This window comes from Nonomuraea angiospora, from assembly GCF_014873145.1.
GTDB lineage: Bacteria > Actinomycetota > Actinomycetes > Streptosporangiales > Streptosporangiaceae > Nonomuraea > Nonomuraea angiospora.
In genome coordinates, this window is record NZ_JADBEK010000001.1 from 8,481,832 (window position 1) to 8,501,091 (window position 19,260).

16 protein-coding genes are annotated in these 19,260 nt (G+C 72.8%); 10 read left to right on the forward strand and 6 right to left on the reverse strand.

Annotation, left to right across the window (positions count from 1 at the left end; all coding sequences use genetic code 11):
* Positions 1 to 437 precede the first annotated feature (437 nt).
* From H4W80_RS38970 to H4W80_RS38990, 5 genes are all read left to right on the forward strand, one after another.
* On the forward strand, positions 438 to 887 hold the full coding sequence (locus H4W80_RS38970) for a MaoC family dehydratase N-terminal domain-containing protein (protein WP_192789633.1): 450 nt from the start codon (positions 438 to 440) through the stop codon (positions 885 to 887).
* Between the two features lies 1 nt (position 888).
* On the forward strand, positions 889 to 1,317 hold the full coding sequence (locus H4W80_RS38975) for a MaoC family dehydratase (RefSeq protein ID WP_192789634.1): 429 nt from the start codon (positions 889 to 891) through the stop codon (positions 1,315 to 1,317).
* Between the two features lie 111 nt (positions 1,318 to 1,428).
* On the forward strand, positions 1,429 to 2,928 hold the full coding sequence (locus H4W80_RS38980; RefSeq protein WP_192789635.1) for a hypothetical protein: 1,500 nt from the start codon (positions 1,429 to 1,431) through the stop codon (positions 2,926 to 2,928).
* Positions 2,929 to 2,939: 11 nt separating this feature from the next.
* A complete protein-coding gene (locus tag H4W80_RS38985) occupies positions 2,940 to 4,025 on the forward strand; it encodes a UDP-N-acetylmuramate dehydrogenase (RefSeq protein WP_192789636.1) in 1,086 nt (361 codons plus the stop codon).
* 223 nt (positions 4,026 to 4,248) lie between these two features.
* A complete protein-coding gene (locus H4W80_RS38990) occupies positions 4,249 to 4,815 on the forward strand; it encodes a TMEM165/GDT1 family protein (protein WP_192789637.1) in 567 nt (188 codons plus the stop codon).
* Here H4W80_RS38990 and H4W80_RS38995 read toward each other — a convergent pair.
* Both H4W80_RS38995 and H4W80_RS39000 read right to left on the reverse strand, forming a co-directional pair.
* Positions 4,812 to 7,667 carry an ATP-binding protein gene (locus H4W80_RS38995; RefSeq protein WP_225963894.1) on the reverse strand — a complete coding sequence of 952 codons (2,856 nt, stop codon included), beginning with the start codon at positions 7,665 to 7,667 and terminating at the stop codon, positions 4,812 to 4,814. The two genes, H4W80_RS38990 and H4W80_RS38995, sit on opposite strands and share 4 nt — an antisense overlap.
* 115 nt (positions 7,668 to 7,782) lie before the next feature.
* Complete coding sequence (locus H4W80_RS39000) at positions 7,783 to 7,929, reverse strand: hypothetical protein (protein WP_192789639.1); 147 nt, start codon at positions 7,927 to 7,929, stop codon at positions 7,783 to 7,785.
* Between the two features lie 198 nt (positions 7,930 to 8,127).
* On the opposite strand from H4W80_RS39000, the gene deoC reads away from it, so the two are divergent.
* The 4 genes from deoC (at position 8,128) to H4W80_RS39020 (ending at position 12,341) form a co-directional block, all read left to right on the forward strand.
* On the forward strand, positions 8,128 to 9,057 hold the full coding sequence (gene deoC, locus H4W80_RS39005) for a deoxyribose-phosphate aldolase (RefSeq protein ID WP_192793999.1): 930 nt from the start codon (positions 8,128 to 8,130) through the stop codon (positions 9,055 to 9,057).
* Positions 9,057 to 10,484, forward strand: a complete 1,428-nt coding sequence (locus H4W80_RS39010) for an aldehyde dehydrogenase family protein (RefSeq protein ID WP_192789640.1) — start codon at positions 9,057 to 9,059, stop codon at positions 10,482 to 10,484. The genes deoC and H4W80_RS39010 overlap by 1 nt, the downstream gene beginning before the upstream one ends.
* Positions 10,485 to 10,663: 179 nt before the next feature.
* Positions 10,664 to 11,509 (forward strand): aldehyde dehydrogenase family protein, encoded by an 846-nt coding sequence (locus H4W80_RS39015; RefSeq protein WP_192789641.1) that lies wholly within the window; start codon positions 10,664 to 10,666, stop codon positions 11,507 to 11,509.
* A gap of 13 nt (positions 11,510 to 11,522) precedes the next feature.
* On the forward strand, positions 11,523 to 12,341 hold the full coding sequence (locus H4W80_RS39020) for a helix-turn-helix transcriptional regulator (RefSeq protein ID WP_192789642.1): 819 nt from the start codon (positions 11,523 to 11,525) through the stop codon (positions 12,339 to 12,341).
* On the opposite strand, the gene H4W80_RS39025 is transcribed toward H4W80_RS39020, so the two are convergent.
* Positions 12,316 to 13,653 carry an MFS transporter gene (locus tag H4W80_RS39025; protein WP_192789643.1) on the reverse strand — a complete coding sequence of 446 codons (1,338 nt, stop codon included), beginning with the start codon at positions 13,651 to 13,653 and terminating at the stop codon, positions 12,316 to 12,318. The genes H4W80_RS39020 and H4W80_RS39025 overlap by 26 nt on opposite strands.
* A gap of 118 nt (positions 13,654 to 13,771) precedes the next feature.
* Positions 13,772 to 15,214 (reverse strand): amidase, encoded by a 1,443-nt coding sequence (locus H4W80_RS39030; RefSeq protein ID WP_192789644.1) that lies wholly within the window; start codon positions 15,212 to 15,214, stop codon positions 13,772 to 13,774.
* Between the two features lie 61 nt (positions 15,215 to 15,275).
* Between H4W80_RS39030 and H4W80_RS39035 the strand changes: the two genes are divergently transcribed.
* The gene (locus H4W80_RS39035; RefSeq protein WP_318787262.1) at positions 15,276 to 16,460 is read left to right on the forward strand and encodes a threonine synthase; all 1,185 of its coding nucleotides are present in this window, start codon (positions 15,276 to 15,278) and stop codon (positions 16,458 to 16,460) included.
* Between the two features lie 12 nt (positions 16,461 to 16,472).
* On the opposite strand, the gene hrpB is transcribed toward H4W80_RS39035, so the two are convergent.
* Positions 16,473 to 18,857 carry an ATP-dependent helicase HrpB gene (hrpB, locus tag H4W80_RS39040; RefSeq protein WP_225963895.1) on the reverse strand — a complete coding sequence of 795 codons (2,385 nt, stop codon included), beginning with the start codon at positions 18,855 to 18,857 and terminating at the stop codon, positions 16,473 to 16,475.
* Positions 18,857 to 19,213: an ArsR/SmtB family transcription factor gene (locus H4W80_RS39045; protein WP_192789647.1), complete on the reverse strand. Its 357-nt coding sequence runs from the start codon at positions 19,211 to 19,213 to the stop codon at positions 18,857 to 18,859. Before H4W80_RS39045 ends, hrpB begins: the two co-directional genes overlap by 1 nt.
* Positions 19,214 to 19,260: the final 47 nt, after the last annotated feature.

The window sequence follows — 19,260 nt, forward strand, 5'->3', positions numbered from 1 at the left end:
CATGGGGTCTATGGGCGTCCTCTGAGGGTCTATGGCAGCCCGTGGGGTCTATGGCGGCCCACGGGGGCCTGCGGGCGTCGTGGGCGTGACTGGCTGGCCTCTTGAGGGCGGCGGTGTCGGAGACGGTGGCCGGTTCCGAAGGAGCGGTGGGCGGTGCCCTTACGGTGTCGGCCGTGTGCGGGTCGGCCGGTGCGGTTACCGGTGTCGTGGCCGGTGCCGGGACTGGTGCCGTCTCGGGGTCGGCATCGGGAGGGCCGTGGGGTGCTCGGCATTGGGGATGCCGCGCAGGGGCGGTGTTTATGGCTTGGGTTTTGGAAGGGCCGGGCGGAGGGAAAGTTCACGGGGCAAAATCAAGATAATCACCGGCGACAGCCGAACCTTGTTCTGTTACCGTCTGCCTCAGCAGCGCTCGGTTGGTGACATGCGAGGGAGCACTGATGGCCTTGAACCGAGACTTCGTGGGCAGGACCTATTCGCCCAGCGCGCCGTACGAGGTCAGCCGGGTGAAGATCAGGGAGTTCGCCGCCGCGATCGGTGACAACAACCCGCTCTACCGGGACAAAGAGGCAGCCCAGGCCGCCGGATACCCCGATGTGATCGCGCCGCCCACGTTCCCCATCGTGTTCAGCCTGCAGAGCGGGGGCGAGGCGCTCGTCGATCCCGATCTCGGGCTGAACCTCGCCATGGTCGTCCACGGCGAGCAGCGCTTCGAGTACGTCCGGCAGGTCTGCGCCGGCGACCAGCTCGTCACGACCGCGACGATCACCGACATCCGCACGGCCGGGCGGAACGAGTTGCTGACGGTCAGGAGCGAAGTGACGACCGTCGACGGCGAGCCGGTCTGCGTCACCTACAACACGATCGTCGAGCGCGGAGGGGCCGGTTGAGATGACCGCCACGGTGAAGTACGACGAGGTCGAGGTCGGGCAGGAGATCCCGGTGGTCGACTACAACGTGCGCCGGCTCAACCTGGTGATGTACGCCGGGGCTTCCGGGGACTTCAACCAGATCCACTGGAACGAGCGGTTCGCCAAGATGGTGGGGCTGCCCGACGTGATCGCGCATGGGATGTACACGATGGCGCAGGCCGGGCGGTTCGTCACGGACTGGGCCGGGGACCCCGGGGCGGTGGTGGACTTCGGGGTGCGGTTCTCGTCGATGGTGGTCGTTCCCGACGACGATCAGGGGGCGACGGTCTCGGTCAGCGGGGTGGTGGAGGAGAAACTGGAGGACAAGCGGGTGGTCATCGGGCTCACCGCCAGGTCGGGCGATCAGAAGGTGCTCTCCAAGGCCCGCGCGGTGGTCCAGCTGTCCTGACACGGCGGCCGGTCGGGTGATATTTCGGGCGGGTCTCGGGTACGCGTGACGTCTATGAACGAAGCTGCGCGACGAGTTTGGCCCACAGTTCGATCGATCCCCGTTTCCGCTGTGACCGATGCCAAGCCGCCCGCCCACCTTCGGCCGGCGCGGGTCGAGAAGGTGGCGGGCAGCTCCGGCACCGGACGGGACACCGCGGGCGGCACCGAAACCGGCACGGCCGGCACGCAGGTCGAGGCGGCCGAGGTCGGTACGGCCGGCTCGAAGCCCGAGGGCACCGGAGCTGGTGCGGCCGGTGCGAAGCCCGAGGGGGCCGGAGCTGGTGCGGGCGGCTCGAAGGCCGAGGCGGCCGGAGCCGGTGCGGGCGGTGCGGAGGCCACGGCGAGCGGGGCTGGGGCGCATGCTCGGCTTGATCCCGCTGCCGAGCTGGGGTTCTCCGGCGATCCCGGGCAACGTGGTGACGACACGGGTGACACCATGCTGCATGCCCAGCGGGTCTGGGACAGCTCGCTGGCCACCAACCGTCTCGACGAGCTGGGCGTGAAGCTGGAACGCCAGCGTACGGAGACCAAGGACGTCACCGTCAGCGTGAGCCTGCTGGTCGACGGCTGGCCGGAGGACGTCAGGAAGAGCGTGGGATCGATCGTCGAGCACACGAACGCGCGCGTGCTCGCCCTCGATCTCGGCGACGTCGACGGCGCCGGTGAGGTGCTGGACGAGCTGGCCGACCGGCATCCGGACCGGATCGCCGTGTGGCACGTGGCCGAGGAGCCGCACTGGCGCGGGGGCACGGCGACCTGGGGTGAATGCCGCGCCAAGCTGCTGCGGCTCGACGAGTCGGACGTGCACGTGCTCATGGACACGAACGTCGAGCTCTCCGGCGACGCGCTGACCCCGCTGGTCGCGGCCATCGCGGAGGGCGCCGTGGCGGCCGGGTGGCGGGGCGTGGACTTCCCGGACGGGGAGCCGGAGCCCGGCCGTGTGGCGGAGCCCGGCCGTGTGGCGGAGCCCGGCCGTGTGGCGGAGCCCGGCCGTGTGGCGGAGCCCGGCCGTCTGGCGGGGGCGGGCCCTGCGGTGGGGCCGGGCCATGGGGCGGGGCCGAGCGATGGGGCGGGGCCGAGCGATAGGGCGGAGCCGGGCCAAGCGGTGGGGCCGGGGCAAGCGGTGGGGCCGGGCCGGGCGGCGGAGCCGGGCCAAGCGGTGGAGCCGGGCCAAGCGGTGGGGCCGGGCCGGGCGGCGGGGTCGGCCGATGTGGCGGAGCTGGGCCGGGTGGTGGAGCCGGAGCCTGGTACGGCTGGGCCCAGGAGGGTGCGGGCGCTGACGGGGGAGCTCATGGCCGTCCGTCGGGGCCCGGCGCTCGGAGCCCTGCCCGAGGACGCCGGCTACGGCAGGAACGCCGATCTGGCGCTCTCCCTCGCCCTCCAGGGAAGGCCCCCTCAGGAAGGGTCCCTCCAGCAAGGTCCTCTCCAGCAAGGGCGCAGAGAGCTGGTCGTGCCCGAGGCGCCGCTGCCCGCGGTGCGGCTGGGATCGCACGACGTGGACCCCGACTACGACGCACGGGAGTCCCGGCGGAACTTTGACCGCGTGCTGCGCATACTGGGCACCTCATAAGCTAGTGGCCCATGGAGATGCTCGCGCCGTACACCACGCTGCGCCTAGGCGGCCCCGCCCGCGACTTCGCCGAGGCGACCACGGCGGAGCACCTCGTGTCCCTGGTGGCCGAGGCCGACATGAAGGGGCTGCCCACGCTGGTGCTCGGCGGGGGCAGCAACGTCGTGGTGTCCGACGAGGGCTTCGACGGGCTGGTGGTCAAGGTCTCGACCCAGGGCGTGACCGTCTCGCGCGACGGCGAGCAGATGCTGGTCACGGTCGAGGCGGGGGAGGACTGGGATTCGCTGGTCGCCCGCGCCGTGGCCGAGGGCTGGTCGGGCATCGAGTGCATGTCGGGCATCCCCGGGCTGGTCGGCTCGACGCCCATCCAGAACGTCGGCGCGTACGGGCAGGAGGTGTCCCAGACCATCCGGTGCGTGCGGGCCTACGACCGCCGCACCAGGCAGGTGGTGGATCTGGAGGCGCGGCAGTGCGGGTTCTCCTACCGTGACAGCGCCTTCAAGCGCGACCTGGCGCGGCATGTGGTGCTCGCGGTGACGTACGCGCTGGATATTTCGGAAATGTCCGGCCCGCTGGCGTACGCGGAGCTGGCCGGCAGGCTGGACGCGGAGGCCGGCGGCAGGGTGCCGCTCGCGCGGGCCCGTGAGGCCGTGCTGGCGCTGCGGCGAGGCAAGGGCATGGTGCTCGACCCGGACGATCCCGACACCCGCAGCGCCGGCTCGTTCTTCACCAACCCGATCCTCACGCCCGAGGAGGCCGCGGAGCTGGCCTCCCGCGCCCCGGGGCATCCGCGCTGGGAGCTGCCCGGCGGATCGGTCAAGGTGCCCGCCGCGTGGCTGATCGAGCAGGCGGGCTACCCGAAGGGGTACGCGCGCGGGCCCGTACGCATCTCCACCAAGCACACGCTCGCGCTGACCAACCCCGACGGGGTCGCCACCACCGGCGACCTGCTCGCGCTGGCCAGGGAGGTCCGGGACGGGGTGCGGGAGAAGTTCGGGGTCACGCTGGTCAACGAGCCCGTGCTCGTCGGCTGCGACCTCGCGGAAGACCTCGGGGAAGACCTCGGGGAAGACCTCACGGAAGACCTCGCGGAATAAGTCCCGCTCGCGGGCTGTTATGGTTGTTCGGAATTTCCGAAGGGGAGTAGTCCCAATCGTGTGATCGACACACTGGCGCTTCATCGCGCCCGGTCACGCGGGCCTCATACGGGCGGACGAGACCTTCGGCCTGGCAGTTGTGCAATGAGACGCTGCCGGGCCGAAGTCGTGCCCGAAACTCCCCGGGTCGCCGCTTCCGGCTCGGTCGCGCGGAAGGGGACCGTTGGAAGCGTTCTGGATCAGTCTCGCCGTCATCTTCGTGGCCGAGCTCGGCGACAAGAGTCAGCTCATGGCGATGACGTTCGCGACCCGTTTCAAGACCTGGCCCGTGCTCGCGGGCATCACGATCGCCACGACCGTCGTGCACCTGGTCAGCGTCGCCGTGGGCGGCCTGATCGGTGACGCGTTGCCGACGACGGCCATCTCGGTGGTGGCGGGGCTGGCCTTCCTCGGGTTCGCCGCGTGGACGCTGCGCGGGGACGAGCTGACCGAGGACGAGTCGAAGAAGGCCCAGCGCACCACCAGGAACGCCCTGATCGCGGTGACCGTGGCGTTCTTCCTGAGCGAGCTGGGCGACAAGACGATGCTGGCCACCATCACGCTGGCCACGCAGCACGGCTGGCTCGGCACCTGGATCGGCTCGACCGTCGGCATGGTGGCGGCGGACGCGCTGGCGATCCTGGTGGGACGGCTGCTGGGCAAGCACCTGCCGGAGAAGATGATCCGGTACGGCGCCGCGGCGGCGTTCGCGGTCTTCGGCGTGATCCTCCTGGCGGAAGCGCTCCTTTAATTGGGGGAGAGCAGCGAGAGGCGGTGGGCCGCGGCGGCGGCCTCGCCGCGGGTGGTGACGCCGAGCTTGGCCAGGATGTTGGACACGTGGACGCTCACCGTCTTCGCCGAGATGAACAGCTCGGCCGCGATGTCCCGGTTGGTCCTGCCCTGGGTCACCAGCCGCAGCACCTCCAGCTCGCGCGGCGTCAGCAGTTCGGACGGCTCCTGGGCGGGCTGAACCCCGCCCACCCGGCGCGACAGCACCTCGATCTCCTCGATCAGCGGCGTCGCGCGCAGCGCCTGGGCCAGCGGGAGCGCCACCTTCAGCCGGGCCGCCGCCCCCTCCCGGTCGCCCCCGCGCGCGGCCGCGGTGGCCGCCCGCAGCAGGGCCTTGGCCTGGTTGTGCGGGCGGTTGAGCCGCTCCCAGGCCGCCGCGGCGGCGTCGAAGTCGCCGGTGTAGGACAGCCGGTACGCCTCCACGACCGGCCCGATGACCGACAGCTCGGCCGCCACCTCCGCGGCCAGCTCGCGCACCGCGGCGGCCCGTTCGGGCTCGGTGGTCTCGGCGGCGTCGCAGACCGTGCGGAGCAGCGAGAGCAGCCGCCAGCTGAGCATGGCCTTGCTGGACTGCTTGTGGTGCGAGAGCACGCGTTCGGCCACGCTGAGCGCGGCCCCCGGCTCGCCCTTCGTCAGGTGCCAGCCGATGTGCAGGCGGGCGTTGTTGATGATGTCCTGGACGAACTCCTCGGGCCGGTCCTTCAGCACGCCGACCTCGGACAGGATGCCCTCGACCAGTTGCAGCTCGCCCCTGGCCAGGGCGATGTCGGCGCGGACGCGCAGGAGCGCGTACCTGTGGCGCAGGACGGGGCCGTGACCGAGCGCGCCTTCGATGATCTCGATGGCTTCGTCCCAGCGGCCGATCGCCTCCAGCGCCTCGGCCCAGTTGTTCTTGATGAACAGCCCGCTGCCGCGCAGCCTGCCGTACTTCTTGGCGAGCTCCCAGCCGTGCTCGGCCAGGCGCAGCGCCTCCTCGTGGCGGCCCATGTCGATCAGCGCGTCGATGTTGTTGCCGACCGCCCTGGTGATCAGGCGGGCGGACCCCGCCGCCGTGCCGATCTGCAGCGCCTGCTCGTTCAGGAGGATCGTGGACTCGTTCTCGCCGTTGAGGGAGTGGCCCAGCGCCCGGTTCATCAACAGGTCGGCTTCGAGGCAACCGTCGCCGAGCTCCCTGGCCAGGCGCAGCCCTTCGGTGATCAGCTCGCCCGCCTCGGCGATCTCGCCCCGCAACATGAGGTGGCGGCTCAGCACCGAGACCACTTCGGCGCGGTCGGCGCCGTTCTCGGGCACGAGCCGCAGCGCGTGCCGGAGGTCCTCGATGACGCCGAGCTGCCCCTTGGAGTTCTTGAACCCCACCCGCCGCACGATGAGCTGCGCGACGCGGCCGGGCTCCTTGGCCTCGTCCAGCTCCGCCAGCGCGGCCTTGACGAACTTGGCGCCCTTGTCGGCCTCGCCTCCGGCGTTGGCGGCCTCCGAGGCGCGTTCGAGGACGGCGGTGTGGTCGGCGTCGATGAGCGAGGCCGCGTCGGGCACGCGCTCCCACAGCATGAGGACGCGTTCGAGCAGCGGGACGGCCTCGGTGTAGGCGAACGCCTTGAACGACTTCTGCGCCGCCTCCCAGGCGGAGATCAGCGCCCAGGTGTCGTTGCGGGCGCCGTACCAGTGGTGTGCCAGCTCGACGGCGGCGCGCCCCGGCGGGACCAGCCCGCGGTCCTTGGAGATCTCTTCGGCGAACCTGGCGTGCAGCCGCTGGTGCTCGCCGGGCAGCAGCTCGTCGTGCACGGCCTCGCGGATGAGCGAGTGCCTGAAGACGTAGGCGCGGTTGTCGGCGATCTGCAGGACGTTGCCCGCGATGGCGGGGCGCAGCGCGGTCTCCAGCTCGACGTCGGACAGGCCGCTCACGGCGGCCAGCAGCTTGTGGCTGACCCGGATGCCGCCGGCGGCGGCGACGCGCAGCAGGCGCTGGGTCTCCTCGGGGAGCCGTTCGACGGAGTTGAGGATGAGGTCCTGCATGGATTCGGGGAACGCGCAGTCCTCGCCCTCCAGCATGGCCTCCACGAACAGCGGGATGCCCTCGCTGCGCTCGTAGACCTTCTGGACCTTGGCGTACTGCGGGACCTCGCCGAGGATGCCGGCCATCTGCTGGGCGACCTCGTCCCGCGACAGGCGGGGCAGGTCGAGCCGGTGCACACCGCTCACCCGGCCCAGCTCGGCCAGCACCGGCCGGAGCGGATGCTGGCGGTGCAGGTCGTCGGAGCGGTAGGTCATGACGATCAGCACCTGCGGGGCGTGCAGGTTGCGGCTGAGGAAGGCGATGAGGTCGCGGCTGGACCTGTCGGCCCAGTGGATGTCCTCGATGACGAGGACGGTGGGGCGGGCGAGCGCCAGGCGTTCGAGGAGGGTGAGGAACTGCTCGAAGAGCCGGGCGCGGCCGGTGTCGGTCTCGCCGTCGCCGCTCGGCTCGCCGAACTCGGGCAGCAGCCGCGCGAGATCGCGCTCGGCGCCGTCCGGGAGCAGCCCGGCGACGGCCGCGGGACCCTGCTCCCTGACGAGCTGCCGCAGCGCGGCGGTGAACGGCGCGTAGGCCAGACCCTCCGTGGACAGCTCCACGCAGCCGCCGAACAGCACGTGGGCGCCGCAGGCCTGGCACTGCTCGGCGAAGCGCTGGACGAGCCTGGTCTTGCCGACCCCGGCCTCGCCGCCGAGCAGGACGGCTGTCACCCTGCCCTTTCGTGCCTCGTCGAAGCTTTCAGACAGAGCCGCCAGCTCCTCTTCCCGCCCGACGAAGACGGGACTGACAGAACGTCCCCGCATGTCATCCAGCATTGCATGCCCGATCGATTGCTTTCGACGCTTTTATGGTGGTCCCTTTACGGGGGTTTCGAGGCCCGGCCACGAGGGAGGTGGTGGCCGGGCTCTCGTGGGATGGTCATGAGAAACGGAGCTTGCCGAAGACCGAGCGGCGCTCGGACTTGTTCGCCCGCTCGGCCTCGCGTACCCGCCGGTGTTCGGCGGCGGCCTTGCGGAGCTCGCTCGCGTGGTTCTTCATGAGCTCGTACTCGATCTCGGGGTGCATGGTGTGTCTCCTGAAATTTCGTGCTTCTTCCTGACACCTTTAAGACTCGGTCTAAGGCCCTGCCTGCCACATCGGGTGGATGCCTTATCTCTGGTACGCCGACGCGTACGGCATGCCTAAGACCCCTGGTCCGATCGCCTAAGGCGGTCCGGTTTGGAGCTCACGGCCCTGGTCGGCGATGCTGTGTTGGTGTCAACTGTGACTACCTCGCTCGCGGACGTCGCCTCGTCCGACTCGGCGTTGCGAGCTTTCCTGCACGGCCTGCCCGGCGTTGACCGGGTCGGCGCGGACCAGCGGGCGGCGATGCTCGGCACCCGTTCGATCAAGACCACCGCCAAGGCGCAGGCCATCGACCTGGCCATCTCCATGGTCGACCTGACCACCCTCGAAGGAGCCGACACGGCCGGCAAGGTGCGGGCGATGTGCACCAAGGCCGTCCACCCCGGCGGCGGCGCACCCCGGGTGGCCGCCGTGTGCGTCTACCCTGACCTGGTCGAGGTCGCCGTCCAGGCGCTGGCCGGGACCGGCGTCAAGGTGGCCTCGGTCGCCACCGCCTTCCCCAGCGGCCGTTCCTCGCTGGAGGTCAAGGTGAGCGACACCGCGCTGGCGGTGGCGGCGGGCGCCGACGAGATCGACATGGTGATCGACCGGGGCGCGTTCCTGTCCGGCCGGTACCTGAAGGTGTTCGAGGAGATCGTGGCGGTCAAGGCCGCGTGCGGCCCGGCGCATCTCAAGGTGATCCTGGAGACCGGCGAGCTGGCCGCCTACGACAACGTGCGGCGCGCGTCCTGGCTGGCGATGCTGGCCGGCGCCGACTTCATCAAGACCTCCACGGGCAAGGTGTCCCCGGCCGCGACGCTGCCGGTGACGCTGATCATGCTGGAGGCGGTGCGTGACTTCCGTGACGCGACCGGCCGGCAGGTGGGCGTGAAGCCCGCGGGCGGCATCCGCACCACCAAGGACGCCATCAAGAACCTGGTGCTGGTGCACGAGACGGCCGGCGATGACTGGCTGTCGCCGGACTGGTTCCGGCTGGGCGCCTCCTCGCTGCTGAACGATCTGCTGATGCAGCGCCAGAAGCTGGCCACCGGCCGGTATGCCGGCCCCGACTACTTCACCCTGGACTGATGATGGCGATCTTCGAGTACGCCCCCGCGCCCGAGTCGCGTGACCTGGTCGACATCAAGGCGTCGTACGGGCTGTTCATCGACGGCGAGTTCGTCGACGGCTCCGGCGCCCCGTTCAAGACGGTCAACCCGGCCACCGAGGAGACGCTGGCCGAGGTCGCCACCGCCTCGGCCGACGACGTGGACCGGGCGGTGCGAGCCGCGCGCAAGGCGTTCGGCGGCTGGTCGGCGCTGCCGGGCGCGGAGCGGGCCAAGTACCTGTTCCGCATCGCGCGGATCATCCAGGAGCGGGCGCGTGAGCTGGCGGTGCTGGAGTCGCTCGACAACGGCAAGCCGATCCGCGAGTCGCGCGATGTGGATGTGCCGCTGGTGGCGGCGCACTTCTTCTACTACGCGGGCTGGGCCGACAAGCTGGAGTACGCCGGGTTCGGCACGAAGCCGCTGGGCGTGGCGGGGCAGGTGATCCCGTGGAACTTCCCGCTGCTGATGCTGGCCTGGAAGATCGCGCCGGCGTTGGCGTGCGGGAACACGGTGGTGCTCAAGCCGGCCGAGACGACGCCGCTGAGCGCGTTGTGGTTCGCCGACATCTGCCGGCAGGCCGAGCTGCCGCCGGGGGTGGTGAACATCGTGACCGGCGCGGGCGAGACCGGCGCGGCCGTGGTGGGCCACCCGGAGGTGGACAAGGTGGCCTTCACCGGCTCGACCGAGGTCGGCCGGATCATCGCCAGGGCCGTGGCGGGCACCGGCAAGAAGCTGACCTTGGAGCTGGGCGGCAAGGCGGCCAACATCGTGTTCGAGGACGCCGCGATCGACCAGGCGGTGGAGGGGATCGTGAATGGGATCTTCTTCAACCAGGGTCACGTGTGCTGCGCCGGGTCGCGGCTGCTGGTGCAGGAGTCGGTCCAGGAGGAGCTGCTGGCGTCGTTGAAGCGGCGGCTGGGCACGCTGCGGGTGGGTGACCCGCTGGACAAGAACACCGACGTGGGCGCGATCAACTCGGCCGAGCAGCTGGCCAAGATCCGCGAGCTGTCGGCGGTCGGGGAGTCGGAGGGCGCCGAGCGGTGGTCGCCGGCGTGTGAGCTGCCCGAGCGGGGGTTCTGGTTCCCGCCCACGATCTTCACCGGGGTGGCGCAGTCGCACACGATCGCCCGGGACGAGATCTTCGGGCCCGTGCTGTCCGTGCTGACGTTCCGCACCCCCGCCGAGGCGGTGGAGAAGGCCAACAACACGCCGTACGGGTTGTCGGCGGGGATCTGGACGGAGAAGGGGTCGCGGATCCTGTGGATGGCTGACCGGTTGCGGGCGGGGGTGGTGTGGGCCAACACGTTCAACAAGTTCGACCCGGCCTCGCCGTTCGGCGGTTACAAGGAGTCCGGATACGGCCGCGAAGGCGGCCTGCACGGATTGGAGGCCTACCTTGACGTGTGAGCATCGCCGTCCCCGCCGCGCCAGGCGGCGGGCGCAGGCCACCAGGGGTCACGCCTTCGCCAGGTCCGGGAGGCCCGTACGCACCGGCTGGTACGCCCACCGCTGCGGCGTGAGCCGGTGCGGCCAGGTCTTCGTGCCGGTCCAGATGTCGCAGGAGTCCACGTGGAGGGGGCGGGGCGATGAGTAGGTTGTCCGTCAGAAAGACCTACAAGCTGTTCATCGGAGGGGCGTTCCCGCGCTCGGAGAGTGGGAGGTCCTACCCCGTGACCTCGGCCAAGGGCGAATTCCTCGCCAACGCGTCCCGCGCCTCGCGCAAGGACGCCCGCGACGCCGTGGTGGCCGCGCGCAAGGCGTTCCCCGGCTGGTCGGGCGCCACCGCCTACAACCGGGGCCAGATCCTCTACCGGGTCGCCGAGATGCTGGAGGGCCGCCGCGCCCAGTTCGCCGAGGAGCTCGGCGGCGGCAAGAAGGCGGCGCTGGAGCAGGTGGACGCCGCGATCGACCGGCTCGTCTGGTACGCGGGGTGGTCCGACAAGATCGCCGCCGTGCACGGGACGTCCAACCCGGTCGCGGGCCCGTACTTCAACCTGTCCACGCCCGAGCCGACCGGCGTGGTGGCCGTGATCGCGCCCGCCGATCCGCTGCTCGGGCTGGTGTCGGTGGTCGCGCCCGTGATCGTGACCGGCAACACGTGCGTCGTCGTGGCGTCCGAGCGCGCGCCGCTCGCGTCGATCACGCTGGCGGAGGTGCTGGCCACGTCCGACCTGCCCGGAGGCGTGGTCAACGTCCTCACCGGGCACCAGGCCGAGCTGGCGCCCTGGCTGGCGGCGCACATGGACGTCAACGGGCTCGACCTGACCGGGGTCGAGGACGCCGACCTGGCGCTGAGCTGCGAGCAGGAGGCGGCGGAGAACCTCAAGCGCGTCCTGCGCCCCTCCCGGCAGGACTGGGCGGCCGATCCTGGGACCGGCCGGATGACGCGGTTCCTGGAGACCAAGACCGTCTGGCATCCGGTCGGGGTGTGAACGCGGCACTTCGATGAGTCTCGGTGAGTTCCTCCGGGCCCGGCGCGCCCGGCTCCAGCCCCAGGACGTGGGGCTCGGGCCGGGGGTGCGCCACCGGCGCGTGGCAGGGCTGCGCAGGGAGGAGCTGGCGCCGCTGGCGGGCCTGAGCGTCGGCTACTACACCCGGCTGGAGCAGGGGCAGAGTCCGAACGTCTCCGACGAGGTGCTCGACGCCCTCGCCCGCGCGCTGCGGCTGGACGACGACGAGCGGGCCCACCTGCACCGCCTGGCCCGCGCCGTCCGGTCCCGCCCGCCGGTCGGGCCTGAGCTGCTCAGGCCCGGGATCAGGCGCATGGTGGAGTCGTTCACCGAGGTGCCGGCCTGGGCGGTGGGCCGGCGCGCCGACGTGCTGGCCTGGAACCGGCTCGCGCACGCGCTGTTCACCCCGCACCTGGACTTCGACGCGCCGGAGCGCGAGCCGCGCCCCAACTTCGCCCGCATGGACTTCCTCGACCCCCGCTCCCGCGAGCTCTACGTCGACTGGGAGAGCAAGGCCCTGGACGACATCGCCTACCTTCAGGTGTCGCTCGGCAAGTTCCCCGGCGACGAGGGGCTGCGGGCGCTGGTGGAGGAGCTGGCGGCCGGGAGCGCCGAGTTCAGGGCCATGTGGACGCGGCATCCGGTGAGCAACTGCGCCTCCATCTCGCGCGGCTACCGCCACCCCGAGCTCGGCGTCGTCACGCTCACCGCCGAGCTGCTGCGTACGCCCGATGACGAGGGCCAGGGCGTGGTGCTCTTCCAGCCCGAGCCCGGCTCGGAGGAGCCGCTCAGACGGCTGCTGCGGCAGGGGTAGCACGGCGCAGCAGCAGGGCGCCCCCGGCCGCCCCGAGCAGGGCGACCGCCCCCGCCACCACGAACGCCGCGTGCAGGCCCGCCAGCAGCTCGGCGTACGCCGACGCGACGGCGGTCAGCCCGGCCACCCCGATCGCCCCGACGAACGTGGGCATCTGCGCGAGGCTGCCCGCCACCCCCTGGTCGGCCGGGGCGAGCCCGGACGTGATCGTCGTGATCGCGGCCACCACGGTCAGCACGTGACCGAAGCCCATCGCCGCCGAGGTGGCCAGGAGCACCCCCAGCCCTCCCGAGGCGGGCAGGAACACCATCGCCGCCGTCCCCACGGCCTGCGTGGTCAGGCCGGCCGCCACGGTCGCCGGGGCGCCGTACGCGCCGATCAGCCGGGCCGCAAGGCCGCCCGCGACCAGGGCGGCCACGCCCTCGCCGAGGAACCCGAGCCCCGTCCGCAGCGCGGACCAGCCGAGCACGTCCTGCATGTAGACGCTCAGCAGCAGCGTCGCCCCGCCGCACATGCCGAACGTCACCAGCGCCACCGCCATCCCCCACTTCACCGTGGGCCGGCGCAGCAGCCGCGGCGGCACCAGCGGGGCGGCGTGCCTGGCCTCAACCGTGAGGAACGCCCCCAGCAGCAGCACGGCCGCCGCGACGCCGACCCACGTGAGCGTAGAAATGCCGTAGACCAGGGAGAACAGCCCGCCGCTCGCCAGCACGGCCCCCGGCACGTCCAGCCGGACGGCGCTCCCGCCGGAGTCGCCGGGGAGCACGGCGAGCGCGCCCACCAGCACGACCACGCCGATCCCCACCAGGATGAGCATGGTCCAGCGCCAGCTCAGCCCGCTGGTGACCAGGCCGCCGCCGATGGTCCCGGCCACGAAGCCGAGCGAGAGCAGCGCCCCGTTGACGCCCATCGCCCTCGTACGCTTCGGGCCCTCGGCGAAGGCCGTGGTCATGAGGGCCAGCGCGGTCGGGCCGATCATGGCCGCCGCCACGCCCTGCCCGGCTCTGGCGCCGACCAGCACCCCGGGCACCGGAGCCAGGGCCGCCAGCAGGGAGAACCCGGTGAACGCCGTCACGCCGGCCGCGAACAGCCTGCGCCGCCCCACCACGTCCGACACCCGCCCGAACAGCGGCATCAACGCGGCCGTCGGCAGCAGGCAGGCCGTCACCACCCACTGCAGGTCGCCCCGCGTGGCGAAACCCAGATCGCGGCCGAGCTCGGGGAGCGCGACCGTGATGATCGAATAATCCAGACCTGTCATGAACGTCGCGCCGCACAGCGTGACGAGCACGAGCCATTCACGTGTGTTCATGCGGACCAGGCTGCGGCACGGCCCGCACGCCGGCCAGCGCCCCGTTGGAGGTACACCTGTCAGGTGCACCCTCAGTGACTCAGAACAGTGACTCGGAACAGTGACTCGGAACGGCGGCTCAGAACGCGAAGCCGGGCGGCCTGACCGGAGGATGGGCGGCCTGGAGCTGGGCGGCCAGGCCGAGGAGGTGGGGTTCGCCGCCGGGCGGGGCGACGATCTGGACGCCGATGGGCAGCGCGGTGGAGTGCGTGGCCAGGGGGACCGTGATGGCGGGCCAGCCGCACATGTTCCAGGGGCCGGTGGCGGGGGCGTACCTGACGTTGGTCAGCGCGTTGCGGACGAAGCCGCGCTCGCCCCAGCGCTCGGCCTTCGGCGGGACGGCGGCCAGGGCGGGCGTGATCAGCACGTCGGCGTCCCCGAACCACTGGTCGGCCCCGTAACCGCTCCAGCGCTCCCGGCCGCGCACGCCGTCGAGCTTGAGGGCGGCGAGCACCCGGCCCGCGCGGGCGAGCCCGCGGGTGCGGCGTTCGAGCCGGCGCCGGTCGAGGCCGTCGGCCGACGCGGCGGCCCTGGTGAGCCAGGTGGCGATCGTGGCGGGGCCGAGCCAGGCGGGCAGCCTGTCGCGGTGCTCGACCACCGTGTGCCCGGCCTGGCGCAGCGTCTCCGCCGCCCCGCGCACCGCGGCCTGGAACTCCTTGTCCATGGGCAGGCCGGCGGGGAGCGGCTGGGGCGCGTACGCCACCCGCAGGTCGAACGGCTCGGGGCTGTCCTGGGGCGGCTGCGGCTCCCAGATCTCGTCGTCGTCCGCCCAGACCGAGCGCAGCATGGGCGGCCGCGGCTCGACCCGCCGGCCGCCGCGCCAGGACTCGGCGAGCGCCGGGTCGGCGGCCAGCACGGACAGGGCCAGCGCCAGGTCGGACGCGGTCGTCGCCAGGGGGCCGTTCTCCGTCAGCCCGTCCCAGTGGTCGGTGGGCGGCGGCACGAGCCCGGTGCCGGGCTTGACGGCCAGCACGCCGCAGCAGGCGGCCGGGATGCGCAGCGAGCCCATGCCGTCGTTGCCCAGCGCCAGTGGCACCATGCCCGCCGCCACGGCCGCGGCGCTGCCCGACGACGACCCGCCGGCCGTCCTGGCCGGGTTCCAGGGGTTGCGGACGATGCCGTACGCGCTGTCGCCGAGCGCGACGAGCCCCAGCTCGGGCAGGTTCGTCAGGCCGACGACCACCGCGCCGGCGGCCCGCAGACGCGCCACCGTCACGTGGTCCCGCGGCGCGGGCACGTCCGCCGTGACCGCGGACCCGCCGCGGGTGGCCTCGCCCGCGACCTCCAGGTTGTCCTTCACCGCCACCGGCACGCCGGCCAGCGGCAGCTCCGCCAGGTCGCGCCGTTTCTGCACGGCCTGCGCCTCCTCCACGGCCTGCTCCCTGACCCGCCGGAACGCCCCTACTCTGGAATCCCGCTCCGAGATGGCGTGAAGGTGCTCCTCGACGACGGTCGCGGCCGTGACGTCCCCACGCCGGACGGCCGTCGCGATCTCGACAGCGGACCTGCCTGCCCACAACATGACTAGAGTCTGCATCCTGGCGGCGCGGGTAGATAGGGGCGGCCCGATAGGGTCGATACACGTGAACGGACCCTCCCTTGCCCTCCGCCAGCGCTCGCTGGGTGACCCCTCGGCCGAGTTCCCGCTGTTCCCGCCGCTGACGCGGGGTTGTCCCCGGACCAGCACGGACGAGATCGCCTATCCGCTGGAGATCACCTACGACTACGCGCGGGTGGACCCGCGCCTGTTCGAGCAGGAGCCGGGCACGGACCTCGCGCGCTGGTCGCCGCTGCTGCCGCCGCTGGAGGCGCCCACGCTGGGAGAGGGCGGGACGCCGCTGGTGGAGTTCGACGGGATCTACGTCAAGGACGAGTCCCGCAACCCGACCTGGTCGCACAAGGACCGCCTCAACCGGGTCACGGTCAGCGCCGCCGTCGCCTCGGGCGCGCCCGGCGTGGTCGTGGCCTCCTCCGGCAACCACGGGGCCTCGGCCGCCGCCTACGCCGCCCGGGCCGGGCTGCCCGCCATCGTGCTGACCTCGGCGGATTCGCCGCCCGCCGTGCAGGCGTTCGCGCGCGCGTACGGGGCCAAGGTCGTCTCCGTGCCCGCCGAGGCGCGCTGGCCGCTGCTGCGCGAGGTCGTCGACCGGCTCGGCTACCACCCGGTCAGCAACCAGACGGTGACCCACACCGGGCACCCGTTCGGGCCCGAGGGCTACAAGACGATCGCCTACGAGCTGTTCCTCCAGCTCGGAGGCGTGCCCGCGGCCGTCTTCACCCCCACCGGGTACGCCGAGCTGCTCTACGGGATGTGGAAGGGGTTCGTGGAGCTGCGGCTGCTGGGGTTGACCGAGGCCGTGCCGCGGATGTTCTCCTGCGAGACGGCGGCCGGCGGGCCCCACGCGCGGGCGCTGGCCACCGGCGCCCCCGCCGCGATCGTCGAGCTGGCGGCCAGCGACGCGTACGGCATCGCCGGGCAGGTCGGCGGGCACCGCGGGGTGGTGGCCGTGCGTGACAGCGGCGGCGAGGCGCTGCTCGTGACCGACGAGGAGCTGCGGGCGGCGCAGCGGGACCTGGCCCGGCAGGGGCTGTGGCAGGAGCTGTCGGGCGCGGCGGGGCTCGCGGGACACCGGAAGCTGCGGCGGGACTTCGACGGGCCCGTCGTGTGCGTGGCCACGTCGAGCGGGTTCAAGGACGTGGGCGTGGGGGTCGAGCGCTTCCCCGTCCTGGAGAACCCGACCCTGGACGATCTCGCCCCGGACGCGTAGCGGGGGCGACGGTCAGGATCGCCTCTCCTTGGCGCGGCGGGTGGGAGGCGCGGTCAGCGGGTCCTCCGGCCAGGGGTGCCTGGGGTAGCGGCCGCGCAGCTCCGCACGTACCGAACGGTAGCCCTCGCGCCAGAACGACGCCAGGTCCGCGGTGACGGCCACCGGCCGGCCCGCCGGGGAGAGCAGGTGCACCAGCACGGGCACGCCGGAGATCTCGGGCGTCTCCTGCCAGCCGAACAGCTCCTGCAGCTTCACCGCCAGCACCGGCCGGTCGCCGGAGTAGTCGACGCGGATGTGGGAGCCGCTGGGGACCTCGATGCGTTCGGGGGCCGCCCGCTCCAGCCGCTCGCTCCAGGGGATCAGGCGCTTCAGCGCGGCGGCCACGTCTATGCGCTCCAGGTCGGCCCGGCGGCGGGCCCTGGACAGCTCGGGCTCCAGCCACTGGTCGGCCAGGTCGATGAGCGCGTCCGTCGCGGGCCAGGGGGCGCCGATGGCGCGGTGGCAGAAGGCCAGGCGGTCCCGCAGCTCCTTGGCCTGCTTCGTCCAGGTCAGGACGTCGGGCTCGGTGCGCAGGCCGTGCAGGACGGCCTCGCGGACGTCGGCATCCTTGAGCGGGGCGGCGGACAGCTCGATCGCGCCCAGGCGCTCGACCCGGCGGGCGAGCACGTCGCCGCGCCGCTCGCCCGGAGGGACGTGCCACGCGATCTCGTCCTGCGTGGTGGTGGGGTGCGCCAGCCTGGCGGTCTCCTCGTCGATCTCCACGGCCTGCCTGATGCGGGCCGACGCCGAGCCCGCCTGCCGGTCGGCGACCGCGATGGCCAGCCACTCGGCGGTGTGCAGCCTGGACCCCTCCGGGAGCTGGGCCTGCGTGCCGGAGGCCATGAGGTAGCCGCCGCCCCGCCTGCGCGCCACCCGCTCGGGGAACGCCAGCGCCACCGCCGTCCCGGCCAGGGTGTCGCCGGGCAGGTCCGGGCGGCCCGAGCCGGCGCTCCGCTGGAGGCGCCTGGTCTCCTGGCGCCAGCGGGCGGCGAAGCCGGTGCCGCCCCGGCGGGCCGCGCGCCAGACCTCCACCAGGTCGTCGCCCGCGTCGCGCGGCAACTGCTCCGACAGCAGGGCCACCACCTCGGCCGCGCCAGGGCCGAGGTCGAGCAGGGCCCTGGCCAGGCGGGGGTGGACGCCCGCGAGCGCCATCCGGCGCCCGCGCTCGGTCACCCGCGAGGCCGGGTCCAGCGCGCCCAGCGCCTCCAGGGTGCGGGTGGCGGCGGACATCGCGGCGGGCGGCGGCGGGTCCAGCAGGGCCAGGCCCGACGCGTCGGGCGCGCCCCAGCAGGCCGCCTGCAACGCGAACCCCGTCAGGTCCGCGAGCGCGATCTCCGGCCGCGCGTGGTCGGCGAGCCGGTCGTGGTCGGCCGCCGACCAGCAGCGGTAGACCGTGCCCTCCGCCTCCCGCCCGGCCCGGCCCGCGCGCTGGCCGGCCGACGCCTTCGAGACCCTGACCGTGGTGAGGGAGCCCAGGCCGCGGGCGTGGTCGGTACGGGGCTCGCGGGCCAGGCCGGAGTCGACCACCACCCGGACGCCGGGCACGGTCAGGCTCGACTCGGCGACCGACGTGGCCAGCACCACCCTGCGGGCCGGGCCCGGCGCGAGCACGGCGTCCTGGACGTGGGCCGGGGCCTGCCCGTGCACCTGGAGCACCGTCACGCCGTCGAGCATCCCGGCGACCCTGGCGATCTCGGCCACGCCGGGCAGGAAGCACAGCACGTCGCCCGCCCGCTCCGCCAGCGCCCTGCGGACCACCGAGGCCACGTGGGCCAGCAGCGCCGGGTCGACGCGCAGGCCGTGCGGCGGGGCGACCGGGCGGGCAGGCGGGGCCCACACCGTTTCGACGGGGTACGCGGCGCCGGTGGCCGCGACGATCGGGCCGCCGATCAGCCGGGACCACGGCTCGGCGTCGGCGGTCGCCGAGGTGGCCAGCAGGCGCAGGTCGGGCCGGAGCGTGTCGCGTACGTCCAGGAGGAACGCCAGGGAGGCGTCCGCGTCCAGGTGCCGCTCGTGGCACTCGTCGAGCACGACCGCGTCTACCCCGGCCAGCTCCTGGTCGCGCTGGAGGCGCTGGAGCAGGACGCCGGTGGTGACGACCTCGACCATCGGGTTGGCGCCCGTGTGGCGCTCGCCCCTGATCGTGTAGCTCACGCCCATCCGCCTGGCCGCCGCGCGCACGGCCAGCCGCCGCGGCTCGGCGACCAGCACCCGCATGCCCGCCTCGGCCAGGGCCAGGGGCACGACCGTCGTCTTGCCCGTGCCGGGCGGGGCCGTGAGCACCGCGCTGCCGTGCCGGTCGAGCGCGGCGAGCAGGCCGGGCAGGACGTGCCGGATGGGCAGCGAGTCGTGGCGCATCAACGCGGGGCGGGGACGTCGGCGGCCGGGCCGAGAACGGTGCTCGGGATCCCGGCGGCGGACAGGACGGAGTCGAGCAGGCCGGGGAAGCGGGACTCGAGGTCGTCGCGGCGCAGGCTCATGAACTTCAGCCGTCCCTCCTGCTTGGTCATCACCACGCCCGCCTCGCGCAGCGTCCGGTAGTGGTGCGAGGCCGTCGACTTGTGCACGCCCAGGTGGTCGCCCGCCTCGCCGCAGTTCATCACGCCGCTCAGGGCGAGCCGGACGACGATCTCCAGGCGGACGGGGTCGGACAGCGCCCGCAGGACCTCGGTGAGCTCGATGTCCTCCGTAGCCGGGTGAGGTAGCAGGCGCATGGTCAAACCCTACCTTCGTTTTATTGTTTGACAACAATCCAACTATA